The organism is Streptomyces sp. NPDC091209 (assembly GCF_044757755.1).
GTDB lineage: Bacteria > Actinomycetota > Actinomycetes > Streptomycetales > Streptomycetaceae > Streptomyces.
This window is the reverse complement of sequence record NZ_JBIVVR010000003.1, coordinates 450,854-473,276: the sequence shown is the minus strand read 5'-3', so window position 1 is coordinate 473,276 and position 22,423 is coordinate 450,854. Positions and strand designations below refer to the sequence as shown.

Annotated in this window: 17 protein-coding genes and 2 pseudogenes; 7 read left to right on the top strand and 12 right to left on the bottom strand. The window is 71.1% G+C overall.

What is annotated here, in order from left to right; translation table 11 throughout:
• Positions 1 to 139 precede the first annotated feature (139 nt).
• Together ACIQRL_RS12270 and ACIQRL_RS12265 are read left to right on the top strand one after the other, a co-directional pair.
• Positions 140 to 1,846: a sodium:solute symporter family protein gene (locus tag ACIQRL_RS12270; RefSeq protein WP_401330511.1), complete on the top strand. Its 1,707-nt coding sequence runs from the start codon at positions 140 to 142 to the stop codon at positions 1,844 to 1,846.
• A 40-nt stretch (positions 1,847 to 1,886) separates the two neighbouring features.
• Positions 1,887 to 2,201 carry a hypothetical protein gene (locus tag ACIQRL_RS12265; protein WP_401330508.1) on the top strand — a complete coding sequence of 105 codons (315 nt, stop codon included), beginning with the start codon at positions 1,887 to 1,889 and terminating at the stop codon, positions 2,199 to 2,201.
• A 58-nt stretch (positions 2,202 to 2,259) separates the two neighbouring features.
• On the opposite strand, the gene ACIQRL_RS12260 is transcribed toward ACIQRL_RS12265, so the two are convergent.
• The gene (locus tag ACIQRL_RS12260) at positions 2,260 to 2,514 is read right to left on the bottom strand and encodes a hypothetical protein (RefSeq protein WP_401330505.1); all 255 of its coding nucleotides are present in this window, start codon (positions 2,512 to 2,514) and stop codon (positions 2,260 to 2,262) included.
• 60 nt (positions 2,515 to 2,574) lie between these two features.
• Positions 2,575 to 2,962 (bottom strand): annotated as a pseudogene (locus tag ACIQRL_RS12255) (ATP-binding protein).
• On the opposite strand from ACIQRL_RS12255, the pseudogene ACIQRL_RS12250 reads away from it, so the two are divergent.
• From ACIQRL_RS12250 to ACIQRL_RS12235, 4 genes and pseudogenes are all read left to right on the top strand, one after another.
• A pseudogene (locus ACIQRL_RS12250) lies at positions 2,945 to 3,795 on the top strand (helix-turn-helix domain-containing protein). The pseudogenes ACIQRL_RS12255 and ACIQRL_RS12250 sit on opposite strands and share 18 nt — an antisense overlap.
• 8 nt (positions 3,796 to 3,803) lie before the next feature.
• Positions 3,804 to 4,007: a DUF397 domain-containing protein gene (locus ACIQRL_RS12245; protein WP_401330503.1), complete on the top strand. Its 204-nt coding sequence runs from the start codon at positions 3,804 to 3,806 to the stop codon at positions 4,005 to 4,007.
• 102 nt (positions 4,008 to 4,109) lie between these two features.
• Positions 4,110 to 5,387 carry an ATP-binding protein gene (locus ACIQRL_RS12240; protein ID WP_401330500.1) on the top strand — a complete coding sequence of 426 codons (1,278 nt, stop codon included), beginning with the start codon at positions 4,110 to 4,112 and terminating at the stop codon, positions 5,385 to 5,387.
• 38 nt (positions 5,388 to 5,425) lie between these two features.
• Complete coding sequence (locus ACIQRL_RS12235; RefSeq protein ID WP_401330498.1) at positions 5,426 to 6,322, top strand: NAD(P)-dependent oxidoreductase; 897 nt, start codon at positions 5,426 to 5,428, stop codon at positions 6,320 to 6,322.
• Between the two features lie 257 nt (positions 6,323 to 6,579).
• On the opposite strand, the gene ACIQRL_RS12230 is transcribed toward ACIQRL_RS12235, so the two are convergent.
• From ACIQRL_RS12230 to rsmI, 10 genes are all read right to left on the bottom strand, one after another.
• A complete protein-coding gene (locus ACIQRL_RS12230; protein ID WP_401330496.1) occupies positions 6,580 to 7,281 on the bottom strand; it encodes a LuxR C-terminal-related transcriptional regulator in 702 nt (233 codons plus the stop codon).
• Positions 7,282 to 7,565: 284 nt separating this feature from the next.
• On the bottom strand, positions 7,566 to 9,497 hold the full coding sequence (locus ACIQRL_RS12225) for a PQQ-binding-like beta-propeller repeat protein (RefSeq protein WP_401330493.1): 1,932 nt from the start codon (positions 9,495 to 9,497) through the stop codon (positions 7,566 to 7,568).
• A 79-nt stretch (positions 9,498 to 9,576) separates the two neighbouring features.
• Positions 9,577 to 11,550, bottom strand: a complete 1,974-nt coding sequence (locus ACIQRL_RS12220) for a PQQ-binding-like beta-propeller repeat protein (protein ID WP_401330491.1) — start codon at positions 11,548 to 11,550, stop codon at positions 9,577 to 9,579.
• A 433-nt stretch (positions 11,551 to 11,983) separates the two neighbouring features.
• A complete protein-coding gene (locus ACIQRL_RS12215; protein ID WP_401330488.1) occupies positions 11,984 to 13,789 on the bottom strand; it encodes an ABC-F family ATP-binding cassette domain-containing protein in 1,806 nt (601 codons plus the stop codon).
• Between the two features lie 211 nt (positions 13,790 to 14,000).
• Positions 14,001 to 14,900 carry a 4-(cytidine 5'-diphospho)-2-C-methyl-D-erythritol kinase gene (locus ACIQRL_RS12210; RefSeq protein WP_401330486.1) on the bottom strand — a complete coding sequence of 300 codons (900 nt, stop codon included), beginning with the start codon at positions 14,898 to 14,900 and terminating at the stop codon, positions 14,001 to 14,003.
• The gene (rsmA, locus tag ACIQRL_RS12205) at positions 14,897 to 15,850 is read right to left on the bottom strand and encodes a 16S rRNA (adenine(1518)-N(6)/adenine(1519)-N(6))-dimethyltransferase RsmA (RefSeq protein ID WP_401330483.1); all 954 of its coding nucleotides are present in this window, start codon (positions 15,848 to 15,850) and stop codon (positions 14,897 to 14,899) included. The genes ACIQRL_RS12210 and rsmA overlap by 4 nt, the downstream gene beginning before the upstream one ends.
• Before the next feature lie 26 nt (positions 15,851 to 15,876).
• Positions 15,877 to 17,280 (bottom strand): ubiquitin-like domain-containing protein, encoded by a 1,404-nt coding sequence (locus ACIQRL_RS12200; protein ID WP_401330830.1) that lies wholly within the window; start codon positions 17,278 to 17,280, stop codon positions 15,877 to 15,879.
• Between the two features lie 627 nt (positions 17,281 to 17,907).
• The gene (locus ACIQRL_RS12195) at positions 17,908 to 18,828 is read right to left on the bottom strand and encodes a TatD family hydrolase (protein WP_401330481.1); all 921 of its coding nucleotides are present in this window, start codon (positions 18,826 to 18,828) and stop codon (positions 17,908 to 17,910) included.
• A gap of 64 nt (positions 18,829 to 18,892) precedes the next feature.
• Entirely contained in the window at positions 18,893 to 19,363 is a 471-nt protein-coding gene (locus ACIQRL_RS12190) for a hypothetical protein (protein WP_401330478.1), read from the bottom strand.
• Between the two features lie 228 nt (positions 19,364 to 19,591).
• The gene (gene rsmI / locus ACIQRL_RS12185) at positions 19,592 to 20,449 is read right to left on the bottom strand and encodes a 16S rRNA (cytidine(1402)-2'-O)-methyltransferase (protein WP_401330475.1); all 858 of its coding nucleotides are present in this window, start codon (positions 20,447 to 20,449) and stop codon (positions 19,592 to 19,594) included.
• A 96-nt stretch (positions 20,450 to 20,545) separates the two neighbouring features.
• On the opposite strand from rsmI, the gene ACIQRL_RS12180 reads away from it, so the two are divergent.
• Positions 20,546 to 22,285 (top strand): dolichyl-phosphate-mannose--protein mannosyltransferase, encoded by a 1,740-nt coding sequence (locus tag ACIQRL_RS12180; protein ID WP_401330472.1) that lies wholly within the window; start codon positions 20,546 to 20,548, stop codon positions 22,283 to 22,285.
• Positions 22,286 to 22,423 lie beyond the last annotated feature (138 nt).

The following is a 22,423-nucleotide window of genomic DNA, read 5'->3' as shown; positions in this document are numbered from 1 at the left end:
TAACCGAACACAACAAACCACAAGCCACCACGACAGTCAACGTCACAATCAAACAAAGGTCACCATCGGGAGGGTGCATTTATTGAATGCGGAGGCATAGATTCCGGTCCGATAGGTTCATGCGACGAAGCGAGTTCTGATGCAGTCCCCCACACATCCGCCCCAAGCGGGCACCCTGCTCGCCGCCGAGCTGCGACTCCCCACGAACGCACTCGACTACACAATCCTCGGCATCTACTTCGTGGTCGTCCTGGGCATCGGCTTCGCGGCCCGCCGCTCGGTGAGGACGAGCCTCGACTTCTTCCTGTCCGGGCGCTCACTGCCCGCCTGGATCACCGGCCTGGCCTTCATCTCGGCCAACCTGGGCGCCACCGAGATCCTCGGCATGGCCGCCAACAGCGCGCAGTACGGCGTCTACACCGTGCACTGGTACTGGATCGGCGCCATCCCGGCGATGGTCTTCCTGGGCCTGGTGATGATGCCGTTCTACTACGGCTCCAAGGTCCGCTCGGTGCCCGAGTTCCTGCTGCTGCGTTTCGACAAATGGGCGCACCTGCTGAGTTCGATCCTGTTCGCCTTCGCCGCCGTCCTCATCGCCGGCGTCAACCTCTACTCGCTCGCGATCGTGGTCGAGGCCCTGCTCGGCTGGCCGCAGTGGGTGGCGATCGTGGTCGCCGGCTTCTTCGTCCTCGCGTACATCACCCTCGGCGGTCTCTCCTCCGCGATCTACAACGAGGTGCTCCAGTTCTTCGTGATCCTCGCGGCGCTCATCCCGATCACCGTGCTCGGCCTGAACCGGGTGGGCGGCTGGGGAGGTCTGACGGACTCCCTCGACAAGACCCACGGCGCCGACTTCACGACGGCCTGGGGCGGCACGGGCATCGGCAGCGCCAACCCGCTCGGCGCCAACTGGCTGACCATCGTGCTCGGTCTCGGCTTCGTGCTGTCCTTCGGCTACTGGACGACGAACTTCGCCGAGGTGCAGCGGGCGCTGTCGGCCAAGAACCTCTCCGCGGCCCAGCGGACCCCGCTCATCGCTGCCTACCCGAAGATCTTCATCGTCTTCCTGGTGATGATCCCGGGTCTGGTGGCGGCCGTCCTGGTCCCGAAGATCGGCACGGCCGGCTCGGATCTCCAGTACAACGACGCGATCCCGTACCTGATGCAGGAGTTGCTGCCGAACGGTGTCCTCGGCATCGCGGTGACCGGCCTGCTGGCCGCCTTCATGGCGGGCATGGCGGCCAACGTCTCGTCCTTCAACACGGTGTTCACCACGGACATCTGGGGGAAGTACGTGGTGACGGACCGCGAGGACTCCTACTACGTCCGCTTCGGGCGTCTCATCACGGTGATCGGCGTCCTGGCGTCGATCGGCACGGCCTTCCTGGCCTCGTCCTTCTCCAACATCATGAGCTACCTCCAGACGCTGTTCTCCTTCTTCAACGTGCCGATGTTCGCGGTCTTCATCGTCGGCATGTTCTGGAAGCGGGCGTCGGTGAAGTCGGGCTTCTGGGGCCTGCTGGCCGGCACGACGGCCGCGATGGTGAACTACTTCGTCCTCTACAAGCAGGACATCATCGGCTTCCCCTCCGACCAGGGCGCCAACTTCGTCTCCGCGATCGTCGCCTTCGTGGCCGGTGGCGTGGTGATGGTGGGGGTCTCGCTCTTCACCGCCCCGAAGCCGGCGAAGGAATTGCAGGGCCTGGTCTACGGCACGGTGTCCCCCGGCATGGCCGAGCCGCCGGCCCCCGGCGACGACGCCTGGTACCGCAGGCCCGCCTTGCTGGGCTGGGGCGCGATGATCCTGGCCGCCGCCTGCTACATCCCGTTCTCGATCTCGTTCTGACGAGTCCCGACCCGTTCCGACGAGGGAGAATCAAGAAACCATGTCCGACTATTCGGAAGACGACGCGCAGCGCGAGGTCTCGGACCTTGAGAAGAAGTCCGCGACCGCGGCTCGCCTGTTCGACATCCGCCGCATCATCGGCGGCCTGTTCGTGATCTACGGCGTCATCGTCACCATCGCCGGCATCACGGCCTCCGACGCCGACCTCGCCAAGGCGGGCGGCATCAACATCAACCTCTGGACCGGCCTCGGCATGCTCGCCCTCGGCCTGTTCTTCCTGGCGTGGCTGTGGCTGCGGCCGTTGCCGGTGACGGAGCCACCGGCCGAGGAACACCCTCCGCCGACGGCGGAGTAACACCCTTGCCCGGGGCCGGGGTTCGCTGTGGGGACTCCGGCCCTTGGTAGCTATCGGGCTACTCGGGCCGCTCGGGGGTGAACAGGTCGGCCGGGTCGGTCGCGTGGACGGCCCGCTCCGACCACGCCTTGAGCTGCTCCAGGTCGGAGCACGCCTGTACGCGAAGCCGGACGGAGCCGGACACCTCGATGCCACGCAACTCCATGATCCTCAGGATCATCTCGATGCGATCCTCGATACGCCCTTCGACGCGTCCTTCGTCCCTCAGCTGATCAGCGACCGGATTCCGGAAGAAGTAGTTCACCGGAGCCATCAGGTCCCTCCAAATCTCCTTCGCCCGGGAATCCACCAGGCGCCCCGACGTGATCAACGACTACGCCGCGGCGAGGTCGCACCACACGTACTTGCCGGTGTCGCCGCCCTGCCGCAGTGGATGCCAGCCCCAGTCGTCGGCGCAGGCCCGCACCAGGACGAGACCCCGGCCCGCCTCCGCGTCGGGGGGCTGCCGCCGGGTCGTACGGCGGTGGCACCGGGCTCGCGTCCCACGCGCCGATCCGCAGCACCCCGGCCCGCCAGCGCAGCCGCAGGGCCGCGGGCCCCTTCGTATGCCGTACGGCGTTGGAGACCAGCTCCGCCGCCGGCAGCTCGGCGACGTCCGCGAGACGGATCAGGCCGTGCAGGGTCAGTAATCTTCCCCTCGAAGGAGTCACTGCCCCAAGCCAGTTGGGGCGAGGGAGGAAGCCATGCCGCGCAGACGGCAGCCGACCGCACGCCAGGAGCGCCTGGGCATCGAACTGCGGAAACTGCGTGAGGCCGCAGGACTCAAGGCGCGCGAGGCTGCCGCACTGGTCGGGTCCGACTCCGCCCAGATGAGCCAGATGGAGTCCGGCATCGCGGGGGTGAGCGAAGAGCGGGTACGCAGTCTCGCCGCTCACTACTCCTGCGCGGACGAGGAGTTGGTCGAGGCACTGGCGGCGATGGCCACCGATCGGACCCGAGGCTGGTGGGAGCAGTACCGGGGCCTGCTGCCCACGCCTTTCCTAGACCTCGCCGAGCTGGAGCACCATGCCGCATATCGGCTCGATGTGGAGTTCCTGCACGTCCCCGGCCTCTTCCAGACGGAGGACTACGCACGCGCCGTCTTCTCGTACCGAGTCCCCGAACTACCCTTCAGCGAGCTTGAGTTGCGCGTCCGCCACCGAATGGAACGCAAGGCGGTCATCGTGGACCCCGCCCCCACCCCGTACGACGTGGTGATCCATGAGGCGGCCCTGCGCATCAGGGTCGGCGACGGGCAGAGGCTCGGACCCAGCTCGCCCGCATTCTGGAATTCTCCGAAGCGGACCACATCACCGTGCGCGTCATCCCGTTCGAGCTCGACGGCTTCGCTGGAGCCACGAACGCGATGATGTACGTGGGCGGTGCCGTACCCAAGCTGGACACAGCCGTACGCGACGCACCTCAGGGTGCGGGCTTCATCGACTCCGAGGCCCAACTCGGCACCTTTCGAACGCTCTTCCATATGGTGGAGGCTGTATCCCTCGAACCCACACGCTCGCGCGACTTCATCCACCAGCTGACGAAGGAACTGTGAGGCCCGCCGTGATCACCCCCGACAACTGGCAGAAGTCGTCCTTCTCGGGAAGCGGCGACGGCAACAACTGCGTCGAACTCGCCGCCACCCCTCGCACCATCCACCTCCGCGAGAGCGACGCCCCAGCGACCCACCTCTCGACCGCCCCCGGCCCCCTCGCCCAACTCCTTCGCCACATAAAGTCCGGCGGACTCGGCGCACCCGCGGTCTGAGCGGCGGAGTCACGGCTGATCACGCCTCCGGTGGCGACCGGGCCGCCCGGTCGCCGCTGATCCGATCTGCGCGGAGAATGGGTACTCGGCGAGGTGGCGATGATGCCGACGTGGCGACTGCGGGACTTCCGCGACGACGATCTCGACCGTGCCATCCAGATCTGGGACCAGGACCGGCAGAGGGACGACGCGCCTCCCGTGTTCCCCGTGTCCGAGGTCATGGCCGCCGCCCGGACCGGCGGCCCCGCGGTGGTCGCGGTAGTCGGCGACGACCTGGTGGGCATGGCCGTGGCGCAGGCCCAGGGCGACCGGGCCTGGATCACGCTGGTAGCCCTCGCCGGGAACTGGCGCAGCCGTGGCATCGGGAGCGCCCTGATCGCCGAGTTGGAGCGGCGGCTGCGCGAGCAGGGGATCCGCCGGATCGGCGCGCTGCTCGCCCCGGAGGCCACCGGCACCGCGGCCCTGGAGAACTCCGGCTACCGGACCCGCGAGGGGCTCGTCTTCTACGAGAAGGTCGAGCATCTCGGCGCGAGCGACGCCGGTCTCCTCGCGGAGCTCGGCGGGCGGGTCCAGCCCCAGGGACTCTGGAGTTCTCTCGCCGGGATGGAACGGGAGAAACAAGCCATCGAGCGGCGGATCGTACTGCCGCTGGCCGAGCCCGCGCTGGCCGACCGGTACGGGGTGAGGCCGCCTAAGGCAGTCATTCTCTTCGGGCCGCCGGGCACCGGCAAGACCAGCTTCGCCAGGGCCGTCGCCTCCCGGCTGGAGTGGCCGTTCGTGGAACTCTTCCCCTCCCGGCTCGCCGCGGGAGACGGAAGCCTGGCCACCTCACTGCGGGAGACGTTCACCGATCTGGCCGGGCTGGAGACCGTTCTCCTGTTCATCGACGAAGTCGAGGAGATCGCCGGCGTACGGTCCGGCGCGGCCGTCGACCCGGGCCACGGAGTCACCAACGAACTGCTCAAGCTGATCCCCGGCTTCCGCGATCACGACGACCGCCTGCTGATCTGCGCCACCAACTCCGTCCGCTCCCTCGATCCGGCGTTCCTGCGCCCCGGCCGGTTCGACTACGTCATCCCGGTCGGTCCCCCCGATCCGGCCGCCAGGGAAGCGATCTGGCGGCGCTACCTCGGCCCCGCCGCCGACGGGGTCGAGCTGCGCCGGCTGGTGGCGGCCAGCGAGATGTTCACCCCCGCCGACATCGAGTTCGCCGCGCTCAAGGGCTCCCAGGCAGCCTTCGAACGCGAAGTCACCGACCGCCGGGGCGCACCGGCCGACACCGAGGACTACCTCACGGCGATCGCCGACACCCGTCCCTCCCTCACCGCCCAGGCGCTCACCGAGTTCCGGGAGGACATCGAGCAACACGTCCGTATGTGATGCCTGGCTCTCCCCACCCGGAGGGGGAAGCTGACCCCATGACCGACAAACTGAACGTCAGCGTCCTCGGCACCGGAATCATGGGGGCCGGCATGGCCCGCAACCTCGCCCGGGCCGGCCACGGTGTCCGCGTCTGGAACCGCAGCCGTGCCAAGGCCGAGCCGCTGGCCGCCGACGGCGCGCACCTCGCGGACACCCCGGAGGAGGCAGTGCGGGGCGCCGATGTCGTCCTGACCATGCTCTACGACGGCCCCGCCGTCCTCGACGTCATGCGCCGGGCGGCACCCGGGCTGCGCGCCGGGGCCGTCTGGGTCCAGTCCACGACCACCGGGACCGAGGCACTCGGCGAGCTCGCCGAGTTCGCCCGCGCGCACGGACTCGTCTTCTTCGACGCGCCCGTCCTCGGGACGCGCGCGCCCGCCGAGTCCGGACAGCTGACGGTGCTCGCCGCAGGTCCGAGCGCGGCCCGGGACACCGTGGCGCCCGTCTTCGACGCCGTCGGCGCCCGTACCGTGTGGACCGGCGAGGACGGCTCGGCGGGCAGCGCCACCCGGCTCAAGCTCGTCGCCAACAGCTGGGTCCTCGCCGCCACCGCCGCGACCGGCGAGGCCCTCGCCCTGGCCAAGGGCCTCGGCGTGGACCCGCAGGACTTCTTCGACCTCATCGCCGGCGGACCGCTCGACATGGGCTATCTGCACGCGAAGGCCGCCCTCGTCCTGGAGGACCGGCTGTCCCCGGCCAGCTTCGCCGTCACCACCGCCGAGAAGGACGCCCGCCTGATCGTGCGGGCGGGGCAGCGGTACGGCGTGCGTCTGGACATCGCCGAGGCCACCGCCGACCGCCTCGGCCGCGCCCGCGCCCTCGGCCACGGGGACGAGGACATGGCCGCCGCGTACTTCGCGAGCTTCGAGGAGGGCAAGCCCCCCTCCTCGTAGCCCCGGACCCCGTGGCCCCCCTGGCCCGCAGAGCCCGTGGCCCGTGGAGCCCAAGACTCGTGGGCCCGCAGCCCCCGGGGCCCCTGGCCCGTAGACCTGTGGGCCCGCAGACCCGCGGAGCCGTATCCCCCGTGGCCCGCAGAGCCACAGACCCCTGGGCCCGCAGCTCCCCGTGCCCGTGGAGCCGGAGACTCGTGGGCCCGCAGCCCCCGTGGCCCCAGCCCCCTGGGCCCGCAGCCCCGCGAACCCCGTACGCCTCAGAGGGAGTTGTCCAGTCCCCCCTGTGGTGCCGGGAGCGGGCCCGCCCGGTCCAGGAGGCCCGTGCGGGCCGCGAGTGCCGCCGCTTCGAGGCGGGAGCCCACGCCCAGTTTCATCAGGACCCGCTGGACATGGGTGCGGGCCGTGGACGGCGCGATGCCCATGCCGGCCGCGATGAGCCGGGTGTCCTCGCCGTCGGCGACCCGCACCAGGACCTCCACCTCGCGGGGTGTCAGCATCTGGAGCAGCCGCTGGCCCTCGTCGTCGGGCTGGGCGGCGGGGTTGAGCAGTTCGCTGAAGGCACCCTGGAGCAGTTGCGGGGCCACGGCCGCCTCGCCCGCCCTCGCCTTCATGATCGCGCGCTCGACACCCTCTATGCGTTCGTCATGGCGTACGTAACCGGAGGCGCCGGCGGCGAACGCGGCGGCGATCCCGCGCGGGTTCGGTACCGGGCCGAGCACCAGGACCGCCACCTGGGGACGCTCCCGTTTGATCCGCACCACCGGGTCGAAGATCCCCGGCTCGGCGGGTGTCGCCGTACCGATCAGGCACACCTCGGGTGCGCGTGTGATCACCAGCTCCGCCGCCCCCGCGGCGGGCGCTGCCGCGGCGAGCACCCGGTGCCCGCGCAGCTTCAATGCCGAGGCCAACGCCTCGGCGAGCAGTCGGTGGTCGTCGACCACCATGAGCCGCACTCCCATCAGGCAACCCCCCAGTCCCCCCAAGCATCCCCACTGGTTCCCCGTGGATTAGGAGCCCCCCGGCTCTCCATCCCCCGGAAGCTACACGCTTGTTCGACGTTGCGCTTCCCCTACTGGAGAGAAGTGCCCCGGAATATCGAAATCTCTCCCAATAGGGAGTGATGAGGGGTACGCGTGCGGCCCCGCCCCTGAGCAGGGACGGGGCCGCACCCGATGTTTGCCGCCCGGCGAATTCATTCGGAGAACGATCACCGCATTCTTACGAAGATGATCGCCGTACCTGGTTACTTCGTTCCGAAGGCGATCGCCAGGTACGCCTTGTCGTTCGCGGAGGTCGGTTTGTCCGCGTAGACCTGGGACATGTACAGCCGGCCGTCGCCGTAGAGGATCTCCGCGTACTCCGGGAGCATGCTCGCCTCCGCGTCACGCGTCGACTGGGTCGCCGGGTTCTCCATGAGCACGGTCTCCTTGAAGGAGGTCCCGTCGATCGTCACGATCTGGCCGCCCTTGTCGTACGGCGGCCGCTTGTACGCGAGGAGGTTGGTTCCGTCCATGCGCAGCGGGGTGATGGTGTAGCCGTCACCCGCGTCCCCGCGCTGGCCGGTCTGCTTCCCGGTGGCCAGGTCGAAGGCCACGATCTCGTTGGTCCGGCTGTAGTCGCCGGTGCCGTCGTGCTCCTCCGTCGGGATGTACAGCCTGTCGTTGCCGACGGCGATCCCGGAGCAGTACTCGATCCTCGTGATGCCGTCGCAGCGGGCCGCGTAGGTCTTGCCGGGCGCCGAGATCTTCGACCGCAGCGTGCCGGTCTTGTTGTCGACGGAGAAGAAGTCCGAGATACCGCTGCCGTCACCGGCGGTGTCGCCGACGTCGGCGGCCACCACCAGCGGGTCGGTGGAGACGACGCTGGCGTACTCGATGCCGGGCGACATCTTGTACTCGGAGATCACCTTCCCGGACTTCGGGTCGATGGTCTGGATGTGGAGCTGGCGGGTACTGCCGTACTCACCGCACTTGCGGACCGCGACCAGCTTGGCGCCGCCGCCGTAGCCGGCGTCGTAGCAGGTGTCGGCCGCCTTAGGCGCCCACAGCGGCTTTCCGGTGGAGATGTCGAACGCGCCGCCCCCGCTGGTGCTGCCCGCGGCGACCGTGTTCCCGCTGACCGTCACGTTGTCGAGGTTGATCGGCTGGTCGGCGGACTTGATCGTCCGGGTCCAGAGCTTCGCACCGGCGTCGAGATCGATGGCGGCGAGCTGGCTGCACCCGTGCGAGGGGTGCGCCTTGGTGGGCATGGCCGGCTCGTAGATGACCGCCGTGCGGTCGGCGTCCGTGGTGTGCCGGCTGGCCTGGCACACCGGGCCGGGGAGCTTGATCGTCCAGGTCTTGGCGCCGGAATCCGGGTCGTAGCCGTTGATCTCGGCGATGCCGGTCTTGGCGTACACCTTGTCGGTCAGCCAGGAGCCGACCGTGGTCACGCTCGTGATGTCCTTGGCCACCGCCGGCGCGGGGATCTGGAACAGCGGCGTGGAACTGGTGTTGGCCGGCACCTTCTCCTTGCCGTTGGAACGGGTGGTGCCGCCGCCCTTGCTGTCACCGCCCTTGCCGCCGGTACCGCCGCTGGATCCCGCGGAGTTGTGCTTGTCGCCCTTGCCCTTGGAGTGCTGGGAGTACAGGACGCCGCCGCCGACGATCAGCGCGACGGCCACCACGGCCGCCACGATGATGACCACCTGGCTGTTGAACTTCCGCCCGCCACCGCCTCCTTGAGGAGCCTGCGGCTGCATCGGCATGGTCGGGGGCTGCGGGTAGCCGTACGGGGACTGGGGCTGGCCCGGGGCGCCGTACGGGGGCTGCGGCTGACCCGGGTAGGCGTAGCCGGGCTGGGCCGGGTAGCCGTAGCCCGGCTGGGCCGGGGGCGGCGTCTGCGGGTAGCCGTACGGCTGCTGCGGCGGGGCGGCGGGCGGAGCCGTCTGCGGATAGCCGTAGCCGGGGCCCGGGGCGGGCGGCGCGGGCGGCGGGGGTGCGGGCGCGCCGAAACCGCCCGCGGGAGGGTCCTGCGGGGCGCCGAAACCGCCGGGCGGCGGATCCTTGGGGGCGCCGAAACCGCCGGGGTCGGGGTCTCCCCCGCTCGAACTCGGCGGAGAGCTCGGGGAAGGGTCCTGCGGGGCGCCGAAGCCCTGCGGGGGCTCGTTCGGCGGTGGCGGGGGCGGCTGGGTCATGACGTGAATACCTCGGAATGCGAAGGGACGGCGGGCCTGTACGCGTGCGGAGAACGACGGAACGGGTGGTGGGCGTCGGTCACTTGCCGTAGGCCAGCATCAGCTTCTCCTTCGCCTGGTCATTGCCCGTCAGCCGGGTGGTGGAGATGTAGAAGCGTCCGTCCACGTAGTCGACCGCCTTCGAGTAGAAGCCGGTCTCGATGTTCGCGGTGCCCTGCGGGTTCTGGAGCAGCGTGGTGAGGGGGTGACGGGTGCCGGCCGTCGGAACCGAGACGATGCGGCCGCCACCGTCGTACGACGCCTCGACGTAGGCGATGAGGTGGCTGCCGTCCGTCTTCATCGGCATCATCGCCGCGTCCGCGGGGGACTTGACGCGCCACTTCTCCTTGCCGGTGGCCAGGCTGAACGCGACGACCTCGTTGGGGCCGCTCTTCGCCTCGGTCGGCAGGTAGAGGGTGTCGGCGTCGGCGACAGCGCCGAAGCAGCCGGTGAGGTCGCGGTTGAGGATCGCGAAGCCGCACTCGGGCGCGAAGCCGTCGTCGCTCTTGAGCTGCGAGCGCAGGCCGCCGTTGTCCTTCAGCACGGTGATGTTCACCGTCTTCTTCGCCTCGTTGGTCAGGTAGAGCACCACCGGGTCCACGGAGTAGGCGCGTTCGACCCGCCAGCCCTTGGGGATCTTCGTCGTCCACCTGGGCTTGCCGGTGGCCGGGTCCAGTTCCTGCACCTCGTCGTGCTCGGTGTCGCTGCCGGCCCCGCAGGACGAGACGGCCAGCAGCTTCGAGCCGCCCGCGAATCCCGCCGGGTAGCAGCCGGCGCCGTACTTCTCCTTGTCCCACAGCTTCTTGCCGCTGGAGACGTCGTACCCCGTTCCCGACATCGACCGGCCGACCGTCAACGTGTGGCCACTGATGGACATTTCGACTGATATCGCACTGTCAAACAGGGAGCCGTCCGCCACCGTCCCGCTCCAGCCCTTGGCGCCGGTGTTCAGGTCGATCTGCTGGAGCTGGTTGCACTTGGCGCTGCTGGCGGCGCTGCTCATGTAGGCGATGACGACCTTGTCGTCGGCCGTCTTCTGCGGGGTGACCGCGCAGATCTTCTGCGGGAACGTCAGCGCGGCCCATGTGGGCCTGCCGTCCCCGACGTTGAACGCGAAGACCTGCTTGTAGGCCGTCTTCACCGCCGTCCTGCCGGTGATCCACATCCCGGCGGCGTCGGCGCCCGCGCCGGGGGCGTCGGGTGCCGACTTGTACCAGAGCACCCTCGCCTCGCCCGCCTTGCGGCCCGCGTTGAGGTTCTCGCTGTCCTGGCCGCCGTCGCCGCTGCCGTCTCCGGGGTTGACCGGGGCGTTCGAGACGGACGCGGTCGGGCTGTGGCTCGGGCTCTGCCGCGCGACGGGCTTCTTCCCGCCGTCGCCACCGCCGGTGACGGCCCATACGGTGCCGCCGACGACGAGCAGTCCGGCCACCGCGGCGGCGACGACGAGCGCGGGCCTGCCCCGGAACGGGTTCTTCGAGCCCCCGCCCGGACCGCCGGGCGGCGGGGTACCGGGCGCGCCCGGGTACGCCGCCTGGGGCGGATACCCGTACCCCGGCTGCTGCCCGTACCCGTAGGGACCCGGCTGGCCGTACGGGCCCGGCTGCTGCGGCTGGCCGTACGGGCCCGGCTGGGCATGAGGGCCGGGCTGGGCGTAGGGGCCGGGCTGCTGGGGGTATCCGTAGCCGGGCTGCGGAGGCCCGGCGGGCGGAGCGTACGGGGGCGCGGGCGCCTGGGGCGGCTGCGCAGGAGGAGCCGGCGCGCCCTGAGGCGCGGGGGGCGTGCCGGGGGGCGTGCCCTGAGGCGCGGGGGGCGTGCCCTGCGAACGCGGGTCCTGCGGATTGCCCTGCGGCGCACCGGGCGGCGGCCCCTGCGGTGCGTCCTGTGCTGCGCCCTGGGGTGCGCCGAAGCCACCCTGCGACCGCGGGTCCCGCGGAGTGTCGGCACCGCCCGTCGGCGGCTGGTCCTGCGGTGCTCCGAAACCGCCCTGCGGCGGATGACTCGGCGGCTGACTCATCAGCGCGTCCCCCTCTTCACTGATGTTGCGCCCCACCGGCGGCGCTGGGTTCGCGCCCCGTCCGGTGGTTCTCAGACTGTTCTCAGACCGCTCTTTCTATCACTTTGGGGGGCGCGGGCAGGGGGTCGGTGCGCGCCCTGTACCCAAGGGAGAACCGGGCTGTGATGCCGTCGTTACGCGCCTTCACGCGCCCGTCACGCCGGGCGGGCAACGGGGGATCAACGCTGTGCGGGGTTCCGCGGGCAGGGGCGGGGGATGCCGTGGCGAGGGGCGCGATCCCGTGATCCGGGGGCGCGATCGCCAACTCGGGGGCGCCTGGCGGAAGTTCCGCGCCCTTTGACGGGCCGTGCGCGCCGAGCGGGCGTGCACCCGCGCGGTGCCTCCGCGCCCCGGGAGGCACCGCGGGCTCGACGAGGGGCGTGGGCCCCTGCGGTCACGCGTCTTCCGCCAGCTCCAGCCAGCGCATTTCCAGTTCCTCGCGCTCCCCCGCCAGATCGCGCAACTCGGAGTCGAGTTGCGCGACCTTCCCGAAGTCGGTGGCGTTGTCGGCGATCTGGGCGTGCAGCTTGGACTCCTTCTCCGACATCTTGTCCAACTGGCGCTCGATCTTCTGGAGTTCCTTCTTGGCGGCGCGGGCGTCGGCGGCGGAAGCGGCCTTGACCGGGGCGGGAGCGGCGGCGAGCACGGCGGCCGCGGCCACCTCCTCCATCTTCTTGCGCCGCTCCAGATACTCGTCGATACCGCGCGGAAGCATCCGCAGGGTGGCGTCGCCGAGGAGCGCGAACACGTTGTCCGTGGTGCGCTCGATGAAGAAGCGGTCGTGGGAGATCACGATCATGGAGCCGGGCCAGCCGTCGAGGAGGTCCTCGAGCTGGGTGAGGGTCTCGATGTCGAGGTCGTTGGTGGGCTCGTCGAGGAAGAGGACGTTGGGCTCGTCCATCAGCAGGCGCAGGAGCTGGAGCCGCCTGCGCTCACCACCGCTGAGGTCTCCGACCGGCGTCCACTGCTTCTCCTTGTTGAAGCCGAACGTCTCGCAGAGCTGCCCCGCGGTCATCTCGCGCCCCTTGCCGAGGTCGACGCGGTCGCGGACGGATTGGACGGCCTGCAGGACCCGCCAGGTGGGGTCGAGTTCGGCGACCTCCTGGGAGAGGTAGGCCAGCCTGACGGTCTTGCCGGTGACGATCCGGCCGGCGGCGGGCTGCTGGTCGCCGTCGCTGCGGGCGGCCTCGGCCAGGGTCCGGAGCAGGGAGGTCTTGCCCGCGCCGTTCACGCCCACCAGCCCGACCCGGTCGCCGGGGCCGAGGTGCCAGGTCAGGTGCTTGAGCAGCACCTTCGGCCCGGCCTGCACGGTCACGTCCTCCAGTTCGAAGACGGTCCTGCCGAGCCGCGTACCGGCGAACTTCATCAGCTCGCTCTTGTCGCGGGGCGGCGGCACATCGGCGATCAGCTCGTTGGCGGCCTCGACGCGGAAGCGCGGCTTGGAGGTACGCGCGGGCGCCCCGCGCCGCAGCCAGGCCAGCTCCTTGCGGACCAGGTTCTGCCGCTTGACCTCTTCGGTCGCGGCGATGCGCTCGCGCTCGGCCCGCGCGAACACGTAGTCGGTGTAGCCGCCCTCGTACTCGTACACCGCGCCTTTCTGCACGTCCCACATCTGGGTGCAGACCTGGTCGAGGAACCACCGGTCGTGGGTCACGCAGACCAGCGCGGAACGGCGCACGGCCAGATGCTTGGCGAGCCAGGCGATGCCCTCGACGTCCAGGTGGTTGGTGGGCTCGTCGAGGATGATCAGGTCCTGCTCCTCGATGAGCAGCTTCGCCAGCGCGATACGGCGCCGCTCGCCACCGGAGAGCGGGGCGATCACGGTGTCGAGGCCCTGCGGGAACCCGGGCAGGTCGAGACCGCCGAAGAGACCCGTCAGTACGTCCCTGATCTTGGCGTTGCCCGCCCACTCGTGGTCGGCCATGTCACGGATGACCTCGTGGCGGACGGTGGCCGTGGGGTCGAGCGAGTCGTGCTGGGTGAGCACGCCGACGTTCAGGCCGCCGGAGTGCGTGACACGGCCGGTGTCGGGCTCCTCCAGCTTGGCGAGCATGCGGATCAGGGTGGTCTTGCCGTCCCCGTTCCGGCCGACCACGCCGATGCGGTCGCCCTCGCTGACGCCGAGGGAGACTCCGTCGAGCAGTGCACGGGTGCCGTACACCTTGCTGACGGACTCGACATTGACCAGGTTGACGGCCATTTCTCTCCTGAACAAGGGGGACGATCGACCCTCAAGGGTAGTCCGCGCGACGCGGGCGCCGAGCCGTGCCGTACGCGGACCGGTCCCGGCCCCGCATCCGTGGGGGCCGGGCACTCGCCCGCGTACCCCGGGCGGCGGTGACGCCGTACGGCCGGCGCCTCACCGTACGGCGTCACCGGCGGGGCGATGCGGGACCGGCCTCGGACCGGGGTCAGAGCACGGTCGCGCCGGGCGCCGGGCTCTGGGTGACGCGGGCCGAACGGCAGGTGCCCGACGCGAGCAGGGCCCCGGCGATCGTCTTCGCGGACTCCGCGTCGGGGGCGAGGAACGCCGTGGTCGGGCCCGAGCCGGAGACGAGCGCGGCCAGGGCTCCCGCGGCGCGGCCCGCCGCGAGGGTGTCGGCGAGGGCCGGGAAGAGGGAGAGGGCCGCGGGCTGGAGGTCGTTGGAGACGGTGCGTGCGAGGGCGCCCGCGTCCCCCTTCGCCAAGGCGTCCAGCAGGTCCTGCGAGGCGACCGGTTCCGGGACGCGGACGCCCTCGTTCATCCGGTCGAACTCCCGGAAGACCGCGGGGGTCGACAGCCCGCGCTCGGCCATCGCGAAGACCCAGTGGAAGGTCCCGCCGACCTCCAGGGCGCGGAGCTGCTCGCCCCGTCCGATACCGAGCGCCGCCCCGCCCACCAGGGAGAACGGCACATCGCTGCCCAACTCGGCGCAGATGTCGAGGAGTTCGTCGCGCGAGGCGTTCGTGCCCCACAGCGCGTCGCAGGCCAGCAGCGCGCCGGCCCCGTCCGCGCTGCCGCCGGCCATGCCGCCGGCGACGGGGATGTCCTTGGCGATGTGGAGATGGACCGCCGGGTCGATGCCGTACCGGCGGGCGAGTTCGACGGCCGCGCGGGCCGCGAGGTTCGTGCGGTCGAGGGGCACCTGGCCGGCGTCCGGGCCCGCGCAGGTGACGCGGAGTCCGTCCGCCGCGGTGACCGTCACCTCGTCGTAGAGGCCGACCGCGAGGAACACGTTGGCCAGGCCGTGGAAGCCGTCGGGGCGTGCGCCGCCGACCGCGAGCTGGACGTTGACCTTGGCAGGGACGCGTACCGTCACCGTCTCCGTCACGGCTGGGTCGTCTCCTCGTTCTCGGCGCCGCCGTCACCGGCGTTCGCGGCGGGGTAGCGGCGGGCGCCCTTGGTGTCCCCGCCGTTCGTCCCGCCGCGGTTCTCCGCGATACGGACGAACTCCTCGACCGTCAGCGACTCCCCGCGGGCCTGCGGGGAGACCCCGGCGGCGACGAGCGCGGCCTCGGCGGCGGGCGCCGAACCGGCCCACCCGGCGAGGGCGGCGCGCAGCGTCTTGCGCCGCTGGGCGAAGGCGGCGTCCACCGCGGCGAACACCTCGCTCTTCGTGGCGGTGGTGCTGATCGGCTCGGCGCGCCGGGTGAGCGCCACGAGTCCGCTGTCGACGTTGGGCGCCGGCCAGAAGACATTGCGCCCGATGGAGCCGGCCCGCTTCACCTCGGCGTACCAGTTCGCCTTCACGGACGGCACGCCGTACACCTTGGACCCGGGCGGGGCGGCGAGCCGGTCGGCGACCTCCGCCTGGACCATCACGAGGGTGCGCTCGATGGTCGGGAACGTGTCGAGCATGTGCAGCAGGACGGGCACGGCGACGTTGTACGGGAGGTTCGCGACGAGCGCGGTCGGGGGCGGGCCCGGCAGTTCCCGGACGTGCATCGCGTCCGAGTGCACCAGCACGAACCGGTCGGCCCGCTCCGGCATGCGCGCGGCGACCGTCGCGGGGAGCGCGCTCGCGAGGACGTCGTCGATCTCTACGGCGACGACCCGGTCGGCGGCCTCCAGCAGGCCGAGCGTCAGCGAACCGAGGCCGGGACCCACCTCCACGACCACGTCGTCGGGCCGCACTTCCGCGGTCCGCACGATGCGGCGCACCGTGTTGGCGTCGATCACGAAGTTCTGGCCGCGCTGCTTGGTGGGCCGTACGCCGAGGGCTGCCGCGAGTTCGCGGATCTCGGCGGGGCCCAGGAGGGCGTCGGAGGTGGGGCTGGTCACGAGCCAAGGGTACGGGGGGTCGGGCCTCAGCCGTGCAGCCGTGGCCCGCAGTGCGGCCAGGGAGTCGTCCCCCGGCGCGCGTACAGCTTCTTCGCCCGGAAGGTCTGTTCCGCGGCGGAGGCGTCCTGGGGACGCCCCCTGCCGCCGAGGGTGTGCCAGGTGTGGGCGTCGAACTGGTAGAGGCCGCCGTAGGTGCCGGAGGGGTCCACGGCGGCGGGCCGGCCGCCGGACTCGCACGCGGCGAGGCCGGACCAGTTCAGGTGGTCGGCGCCGCCGGTGGCCGGGGGATGCGGCTTCGTGCCGACCCTGACGAGCTGGTTCTGCGGCCTGCGCACCACCTCGGAGCCGACGAGACGCGGTCTCTGTTTGACGCCGTTGACGGTGCGCAGGGTGTAGGTGATGCGCAGCGCTCCGTACCGGCCGGGGCGTTCGACGACCTCGGTGCCCTCGAACAGCGAGGAGTCCTCCGCCCGCCGCACCTCGAACGGAATCGGTTCCTCGCGGACCTCCTTGGCCCCGGTGACCCGCAGGACGGTGACGGTCTGCCCGTCCCGCGGGAAGCTCGCGGCGGGCACGGAGGTCATGTCCTGTCCGTGCAGGGTGATCCCCGCCTCCTGGACGGCCTCGGCGACGCTCGCGGCGTTCGTGCGGATCGTCCGGGCCCGGCCGTCGGCCATGACCGTGACCGCGCGCTCGGTCCGCACGTCGAGCGCCAGGCCCGCGCGCCCGATGGGCTGCGAGCGCGAGGTCGACAGGTACGCGCCCTCGGCGCGCACCCCCAGCTGACTGAGCGCCCCTTCCACGGTGTGCGCCGTCGTCCACACCCTGCGCCGCTCCCCGTCGAGGGTGAGGTGCACCGGGCGGCCGTGGCGCACCGCGATCTCGTCCCCGTTGGCGAGGGCGGTGCCGGGGGAGGGCGCGACCATGTCGTGCGCGCCCACCTTCACGCCTTCGTCGGCGAGCAGTTCCGTCACATCCTCCGCGAACGTGTGCAGCGTGCGCGGTCTGCCGTCGACGCTGAGCTCGACGGCCTTGTCGTTGGCGACGAACGCGGAGGTTCCGCCGGCCAGGAAGGCCACGACCAGGGCCTGCGGGAGCAGTCGGCGCAGGGATTCGGGGCGTTCGGGGACGCGTCTGCGCCGGGCCGCTCGACGCGCCTCGGCCCGCCCGCCCGTGGCGCGCCCCGCGTCACGCCGGTCACCGTCCCCGAAGCCGTCCGGGCCACCCGGGCCGCCGCTCACGGGGGTCGCGACGACCAGTGTGTCGGCCTGCTGACGCTGCAGCCGGGGTTCGGTCGGCGCCTCGGACGACACGGGCACACGGGGCACACCGGGTGGGCTGGTCGCTCCTCCCGGCACACCGGGGGCGCCGGGTGCTCCCGGCCTACCGGGTGGGCCGGGTACTCCCGGTGCCACGGGCGTGTCCGGCACCTCGGGTCCGGGAGGTCGCGTCTCGTAGGCCGGGCGGTAAGGATCCGGAGGGGCTTGCCCGTACGGCTCGTGACGCGGACTCGCCCCGTAGCCGTACGAGCTCGCGTATCCGGAGTACCCCTCGTACGCCTCGTAGCCGGAGCAGCTCGGGTGGCCGGGGTGACCCGCATAGCCGGGGTGCCCCTCGTAGTCGGGGTGCCCCTCGCAGTCGGGGTACTCCCCGTGACCGAGGTACTCCCCGTGACCGGGACCGGACACGAAAGGCGCGCCCATCGCACCGGACGCGCCGAATACACCGGACGCACCGGACGCACCGGACGCACCGGACGCGCCGTGCGGGTCCGCCGCGGCGGACGCGGGGGCCACGGCCTCGGCGACGGTGTCGGACTCGGTGTCGGTGACACCGATGACGACGGTGGTGGCCTCGGCGCCACCGGTCGGTCCGTACGTCTCGTACTGCTCGTACCGCGAGCTGCTCACGACGACACGCTCCAGGGTCCGGATCGGGCGACCAGAACCTAGCGGAGCGGTCGTCACTCTCCCAAGCAACGCGGCTACGCTGTGTCGCGACACTCCTTCGCGGAAGACCCCTCTCCGGCCGGGGAAAACCCCGGGAACCGTTACGTGTCAGTAATCGAACGCCCGCGCGGTGTTGGCGGAGATCGAGGTCGCCAGCGTGTCTTCGTCGATCCCCCGCACCGCGGCCATGGCGCGCACCGTGACCGGAATGAGATACGGCGCGTTGGGCCGTCCGCGGTACGGCGCGGGGGTCAGGAAGGGCGCGTCGGTCTCGACGAGGACGAGTTCGAGCGGGGCCGCGGCCAGCGCGTCGCGCAGCGGCTGGGCGTTCTTGAAGGTCATGTTGCCGGCGAAGGACATGAAGTAGCCGGCGCGGGCGCACACGGCGGCCATGTCGGCGTCGCCGGAGTAGCAGTGGAACACGGTCCGCTCCGGGGCGCCCTCCTCCCGCAGGATGCGCAGGACGTCGGCGTGGGCGTCGCGGTCGTGGATGACCAGGGCCTTGCCGTGCCGCTTGGCGATCTCGATGTGGGCGCGGAAGGAGCGCTCCTGCGCCTCCTTGCCCTCGGGCCCGGTGCGGAAGTGGTCCAGGCCGGTCTCGCCGACCCCCTTGACGTGCGGGAGGGCGGCGAGAGCGTCGATCTCGGCGAGCGCCTCGTCCAGCGCGGTGTCGCCGCCCGGCCGCCGGGCCCCTTGGCGGGACGAGCCTCCCCCAGCCCCAGGGGGCTGGGAGGTGCCCCCAGGGTCGCCGTGCACGATGCGGGGCGCTTCGTTGGGGTGCAGGGCGACGGTCGCGTGGACGGCGTCGTGCGCGGCCGCCGTCTCGGCCGCCCAGCGCGAGCCCTTCACGTCGCAGCCGACCTGGACGACCGTCGTCACACCGACCGCCGCGGCCTTGGCGAGACCCTCCTCGACCGTGCCGGACTGCATGTCGAGATGGGTGTGCGAGTCGGCCACGGGAACCCGCAGGGGCTCGGGGAGCGGCGGCGCGGCGTTCTTGCCGGAGGCGTCGGAAGCGGAGGAAGGCATGCCCCGATCCTACGAAGGGGGCATGCCCGGCCTCACCTCGCGGGGAGCCGGGAGGCCGTCCCGGTCAGCTCGCCCGGCGGTGCTGGAACGGGTGCAGCAGGTCCGACAGATGCCAGTGGTGCGGTTCCTTCGGGGCGTCGGACGATCCGCCCGGCGTCTCCCCCTCCGGGCCGTCCTCGGGCTGTCGCGGCACCGGACGGTGCCGGCTGTGCGTCATGGAGTGCATGGAGTCGAGGACGGAGGACACCTGACCGGCGCGCATGATGCGCACCACGTGGCTGTCGCAGTTCAGGCAGGTGGGCCGGCTGAGAGGCGACGGCACGACATGGCCGTTCGCCACGTACACCACGTACTCGCCGCCTTCCGCGTCGCGGTGGTGCTCAATCTCGTACGACTGTTCCCAGCCGTGCCCGCAGCGCATGCAGGCGAAAGAATACGATTCGTGAACGACTGCCGTCGCCGTGCCGCGATGCCCGGTCTGTTCGGTGACCTGACCAGCGGCGATACCGCCGGTCCGTCCTGCCATCTCACTCATGCCAGCTCCTCTTGTCCGCTGGACAAGCACCTCCGTCGACGGAATTCCCCCTGAATTCCATCGATTCGCCGAAGGCGAGGGACGGGTACGTCCCTTCGTCCAGTGGACGCTTCTCCCGGCGCGAACGCATCCGGCCTGCCGAGTGTTGGAGTCGTTTTGGCCTTTCCTTGTCGGAAGGCTCCTGTTACGCGGCCTGATCTTTGCTTTTCACGATAGTCCTTTGCCCTTCTATGGTCCGCTTCGCGCGGCGTTCTTCGCCGCGACGACCGCGTCGAAGACGTCCCGCTTGGGAACTCCGGCCTCGGCGGCGACGGCGGCGATGGCCTCCTTGCGCCGCTCCCCCGCCTCCTCGCGCACCTGCACCCTGCGCACCAGCTCGCCCGCGTCCAGTTCCTCGGCGCCCTTTTCGGGGGCGCCCTCGACCACGACGGTGATCTCGCCGCGGACGCCCTCGGCGGCCCAGGCGGCCAGCTCGCCGAGCGGGCCGCGCTTGACCTCCTCGTACGTCTTGGTCAGTTCGCGGCAGACGGCGGCGCGCCGCTGGGTGCCGAAGACCTCCGCCATGGCGGCGAGGGTGTCGTCGAGCCGGTGGGGGGCTTCGAAGTAGACGAGCGTCCGGCGCTCCTCGGCGACCTCCCGCAGCCGGGACAGCCGCTCGCCCGCCTTCCTGGGCAGGAAGCCCTCGAAGCAGAAGCGGTCGACGGGCAGGCCGGACAGCGCCAGCGCGGTGAGCACGGCGGACGGGCCGGGTACGGCGGTGACCTTGATGTCCTTCTCGACGGCCGCCGCGACCAGCCGGTAGCCGGGGTCCGACACGGACGGCATCCCGGCGTCGGTCACCAGCAGGACCCGCGCCCCGCCGACGAGCGCCTCGACGAGCTCCGGGGTCCGGGCGGCCTCGTTCCCCTCGAAGTACGACACGACACGCCCCGTCGTCTGGACGCCGAGGGCCTGGGTGAGCCGGCGCAGCCTGCGGGTGTCCTCGGCGGCGACGACATCTGCTCCGGTCAGTTCCGCGGCGAGCCGTGGCGGCGCGTCGGAGATGTCGCCGATGGGGGTGCCTGCCAACACAAGGATTCCTGTCACGGTTCCATCCTCGCAGGGGCGCGGCCCGACAAGCTCATCCGACCGGAAGGGGCCCATGCACGGGACTCCCACAGACCTGTTCCCTACGATGGCGCGGTGACCAGTACCGCGTCCTCCACGGACACCCGGCAGGGCCAGGCCGCAGCGCAGCGGCCGTCGTGGCAGCAGCGGCTGCGCCGATTCGGCTACACGACGCCGCCCAGAAGTGATGTGCGCGACCGGCTCGTACCGCCGTACGCCGAGCCCGGCCCCGGAATGTGGGCCGCTCTCGGGCTGCGTCAGGAGGTCGCCGACCGATTCAACCGCTGGTCGGGCTGGGTGGGGCCGCTCCTGGTGACCCTGCTCGCCGGGCTGCTGCGGTTCTGGAACCTGGGCAGCCCGAAGGCGGTGATATTCGACGAGACGTATTACGCGAAGGACGCCTGGGCGCTCTTCCACCGCGGCTACGAGGTCAACTGGTCGAAGGACGCCAACGACCTGATCCTCAGCAGCAACGGGCATGTGCGGGTCCCGAGCGACGCCGCCTATGTCGTGCACCCGCCGATCGGCAAGTACGTCATCGGGCTCGGCGAGTGGATGTTCGGGTTCAACCCCTTCGGCTGGCGCTTCATGACGGCGCTGCTCGGCACGCTGTCGGTGCTGCTGCTGTGCCGGATCGGGCGGCGGCTGTTCCGCTCCACCTTCCTCGGCTGCCTCGCGGGCACGCTGATGGCGGTGGACGGTCTGCACTTCGTGATGAGCCGCACCTCGCTGCTCGACGGCGTGCTGATGTTCTTCGTACTGGCGGCCTTCGGCTGCCTGGTCGTCGACCGCGACAAGGCGCGGGCCAGGCTGGCGGCGGCGCTGCCCGTCGACACGGACGGGGTCGCCCACCCGGACGCGCACGCCGCCGAGACCACCCGTCTGGGGTGGCGGCCCTGGCGCTGGACGGCGGGCCTGATGCTGGGCCTGGCCATCGGCACCAAGTGGAACGGGCTGTACGTCCTGGCCGCGTTCTGTGCGATGGCGGTCCTGTGGGACGGGGCCTCGCGCCGGGTCGCGGGAGCCCGGCGGCCGTATCTGGGGGCCGCTCTGGCGCGCGACACGGGCATCACGTTCCTGGCGACCGTCCCGGTCGCCCTGGCCGTGTACCTGGTCTCCTGGACCGGCTGGATCCTGTCGCCGGACAACGGCAAGGGCGCCTACTTCCGCAACTGGGCCGTGACCGACGGCAAGGGCGGCAACTGGACCTTCCTCCCGGACTGGCTGCGCAGCCTGTGGCACTACGAGCACGAGGTCTACAAGTTCCACGTCGGGCTGGTGTCGCCGCACACCTACCAGTCCAACCCGTGGAGCTGGCTCGTCCTCGGCCGCCCGGTCTCGTACTTCTACGAGTCCCCGCTGCCCGGCAAGGACGGCTGCCCCGCCAACGCGGGCGACAAGTGCGCCCGTGAGGTGCTGGCACTCGGCACCCCGCTGCTGTGGTGGGCCGCCTGCTTCGCGATCGTCTACGTGCTGTGGCGCTGGGCCTTCCGCCGCGACTGGCGGGCGGGCGCCATCGCCTGCGGCGTGGCGGCCGGCTACCTCCCCTGGTTCATGTACCAGGAGCGCACGATCTTCTTCTTCTACGCCGTCGTCTTCGTGCCGTTCCTCTGCCTCGCCGTGACGATGATGATCGGCGCCATCCTCGGCCCACCCGGCTCCGGAGAACGCCGCCGCGTCGTCGGCGCGGTGGGAGCGGGAGTCCTGGTCCTCCTGATCACCTGGAACTTCATCTATTTCTGGCCCCTGTACACGGGCACGGCCATCCCGATCGACCAGTGGCGGTCGCGGATGTGGCTCGATACCTGGGTCTGAATTCGGCCGATACACAACGAGGGCGCGGCGAACCGCCGCGCCCTCGTTGTGTTCATCGGACCGGTAGAGCTGCGGAGTCGACATCCATGAACAACATTCATGGATGTGGTTCATCGCCTAGGGCTAACGATTCGGCGA

Coding starts and splice junctions, on each gene's coding strand:
- ACIQRL_RS12270 (WP_401330511.1), top strand. CDS start 140: ATGCAGTCCCCCACACATCCGCCCCAAGCGGGCACCCTGCTCGCCGCC.
- ACIQRL_RS12265 (WP_401330508.1), top strand. CDS start 1,887: ATGTCCGACTATTCGGAAGACGACGCGCAGCGCGAGGTCTCGGACCTT.
- ACIQRL_RS12260 (WP_401330505.1), bottom strand. CDS start 2,514: ATGGCTCCGGTGAACTACTTCTTCCGGAATCCGGTCGCTGATCAGCTG.
- ACIQRL_RS12240 (WP_401330500.1), top strand. CDS start 4,110: ATGCCGACGTGGCGACTGCGGGACTTCCGCGACGACGATCTCGACCGT.
- ACIQRL_RS12235 (WP_401330498.1), top strand. CDS start 5,426: ATGACCGACAAACTGAACGTCAGCGTCCTCGGCACCGGAATCATGGGG.
- ACIQRL_RS12230 (WP_401330496.1), bottom strand. CDS start 7,281: ATGGGAGTGCGGCTCATGGTGGTCGACGACCACCGACTGCTCGCCGAG.
- ACIQRL_RS12225 (WP_401330493.1), bottom strand. CDS start 9,497: ATGACCCAGCCGCCCCCGCCACCGCCGAACGAGCCCCCGCAGGGCTTC.
- ACIQRL_RS12220 (WP_401330491.1), bottom strand. CDS start 11,550: ATGAGTCAGCCGCCGAGTCATCCGCCGCAGGGCGGTTTCGGAGCACCG.
- ACIQRL_RS12215 (WP_401330488.1), bottom strand. CDS start 13,789: ATGGCCGTCAACCTGGTCAATGTCGAGTCCGTCAGCAAGGTGTACGGC.
- ACIQRL_RS12195 (WP_401330481.1), bottom strand. CDS start 18,828: ATGCCTTCCTCCGCTTCCGACGCCTCCGGCAAGAACGCCGCGCCGCCG.
- ACIQRL_RS12190 (WP_401330478.1), bottom strand. CDS start 19,363: ATGAGTGAGATGGCAGGACGGACCGGCGGTATCGCCGCTGGTCAGGTC.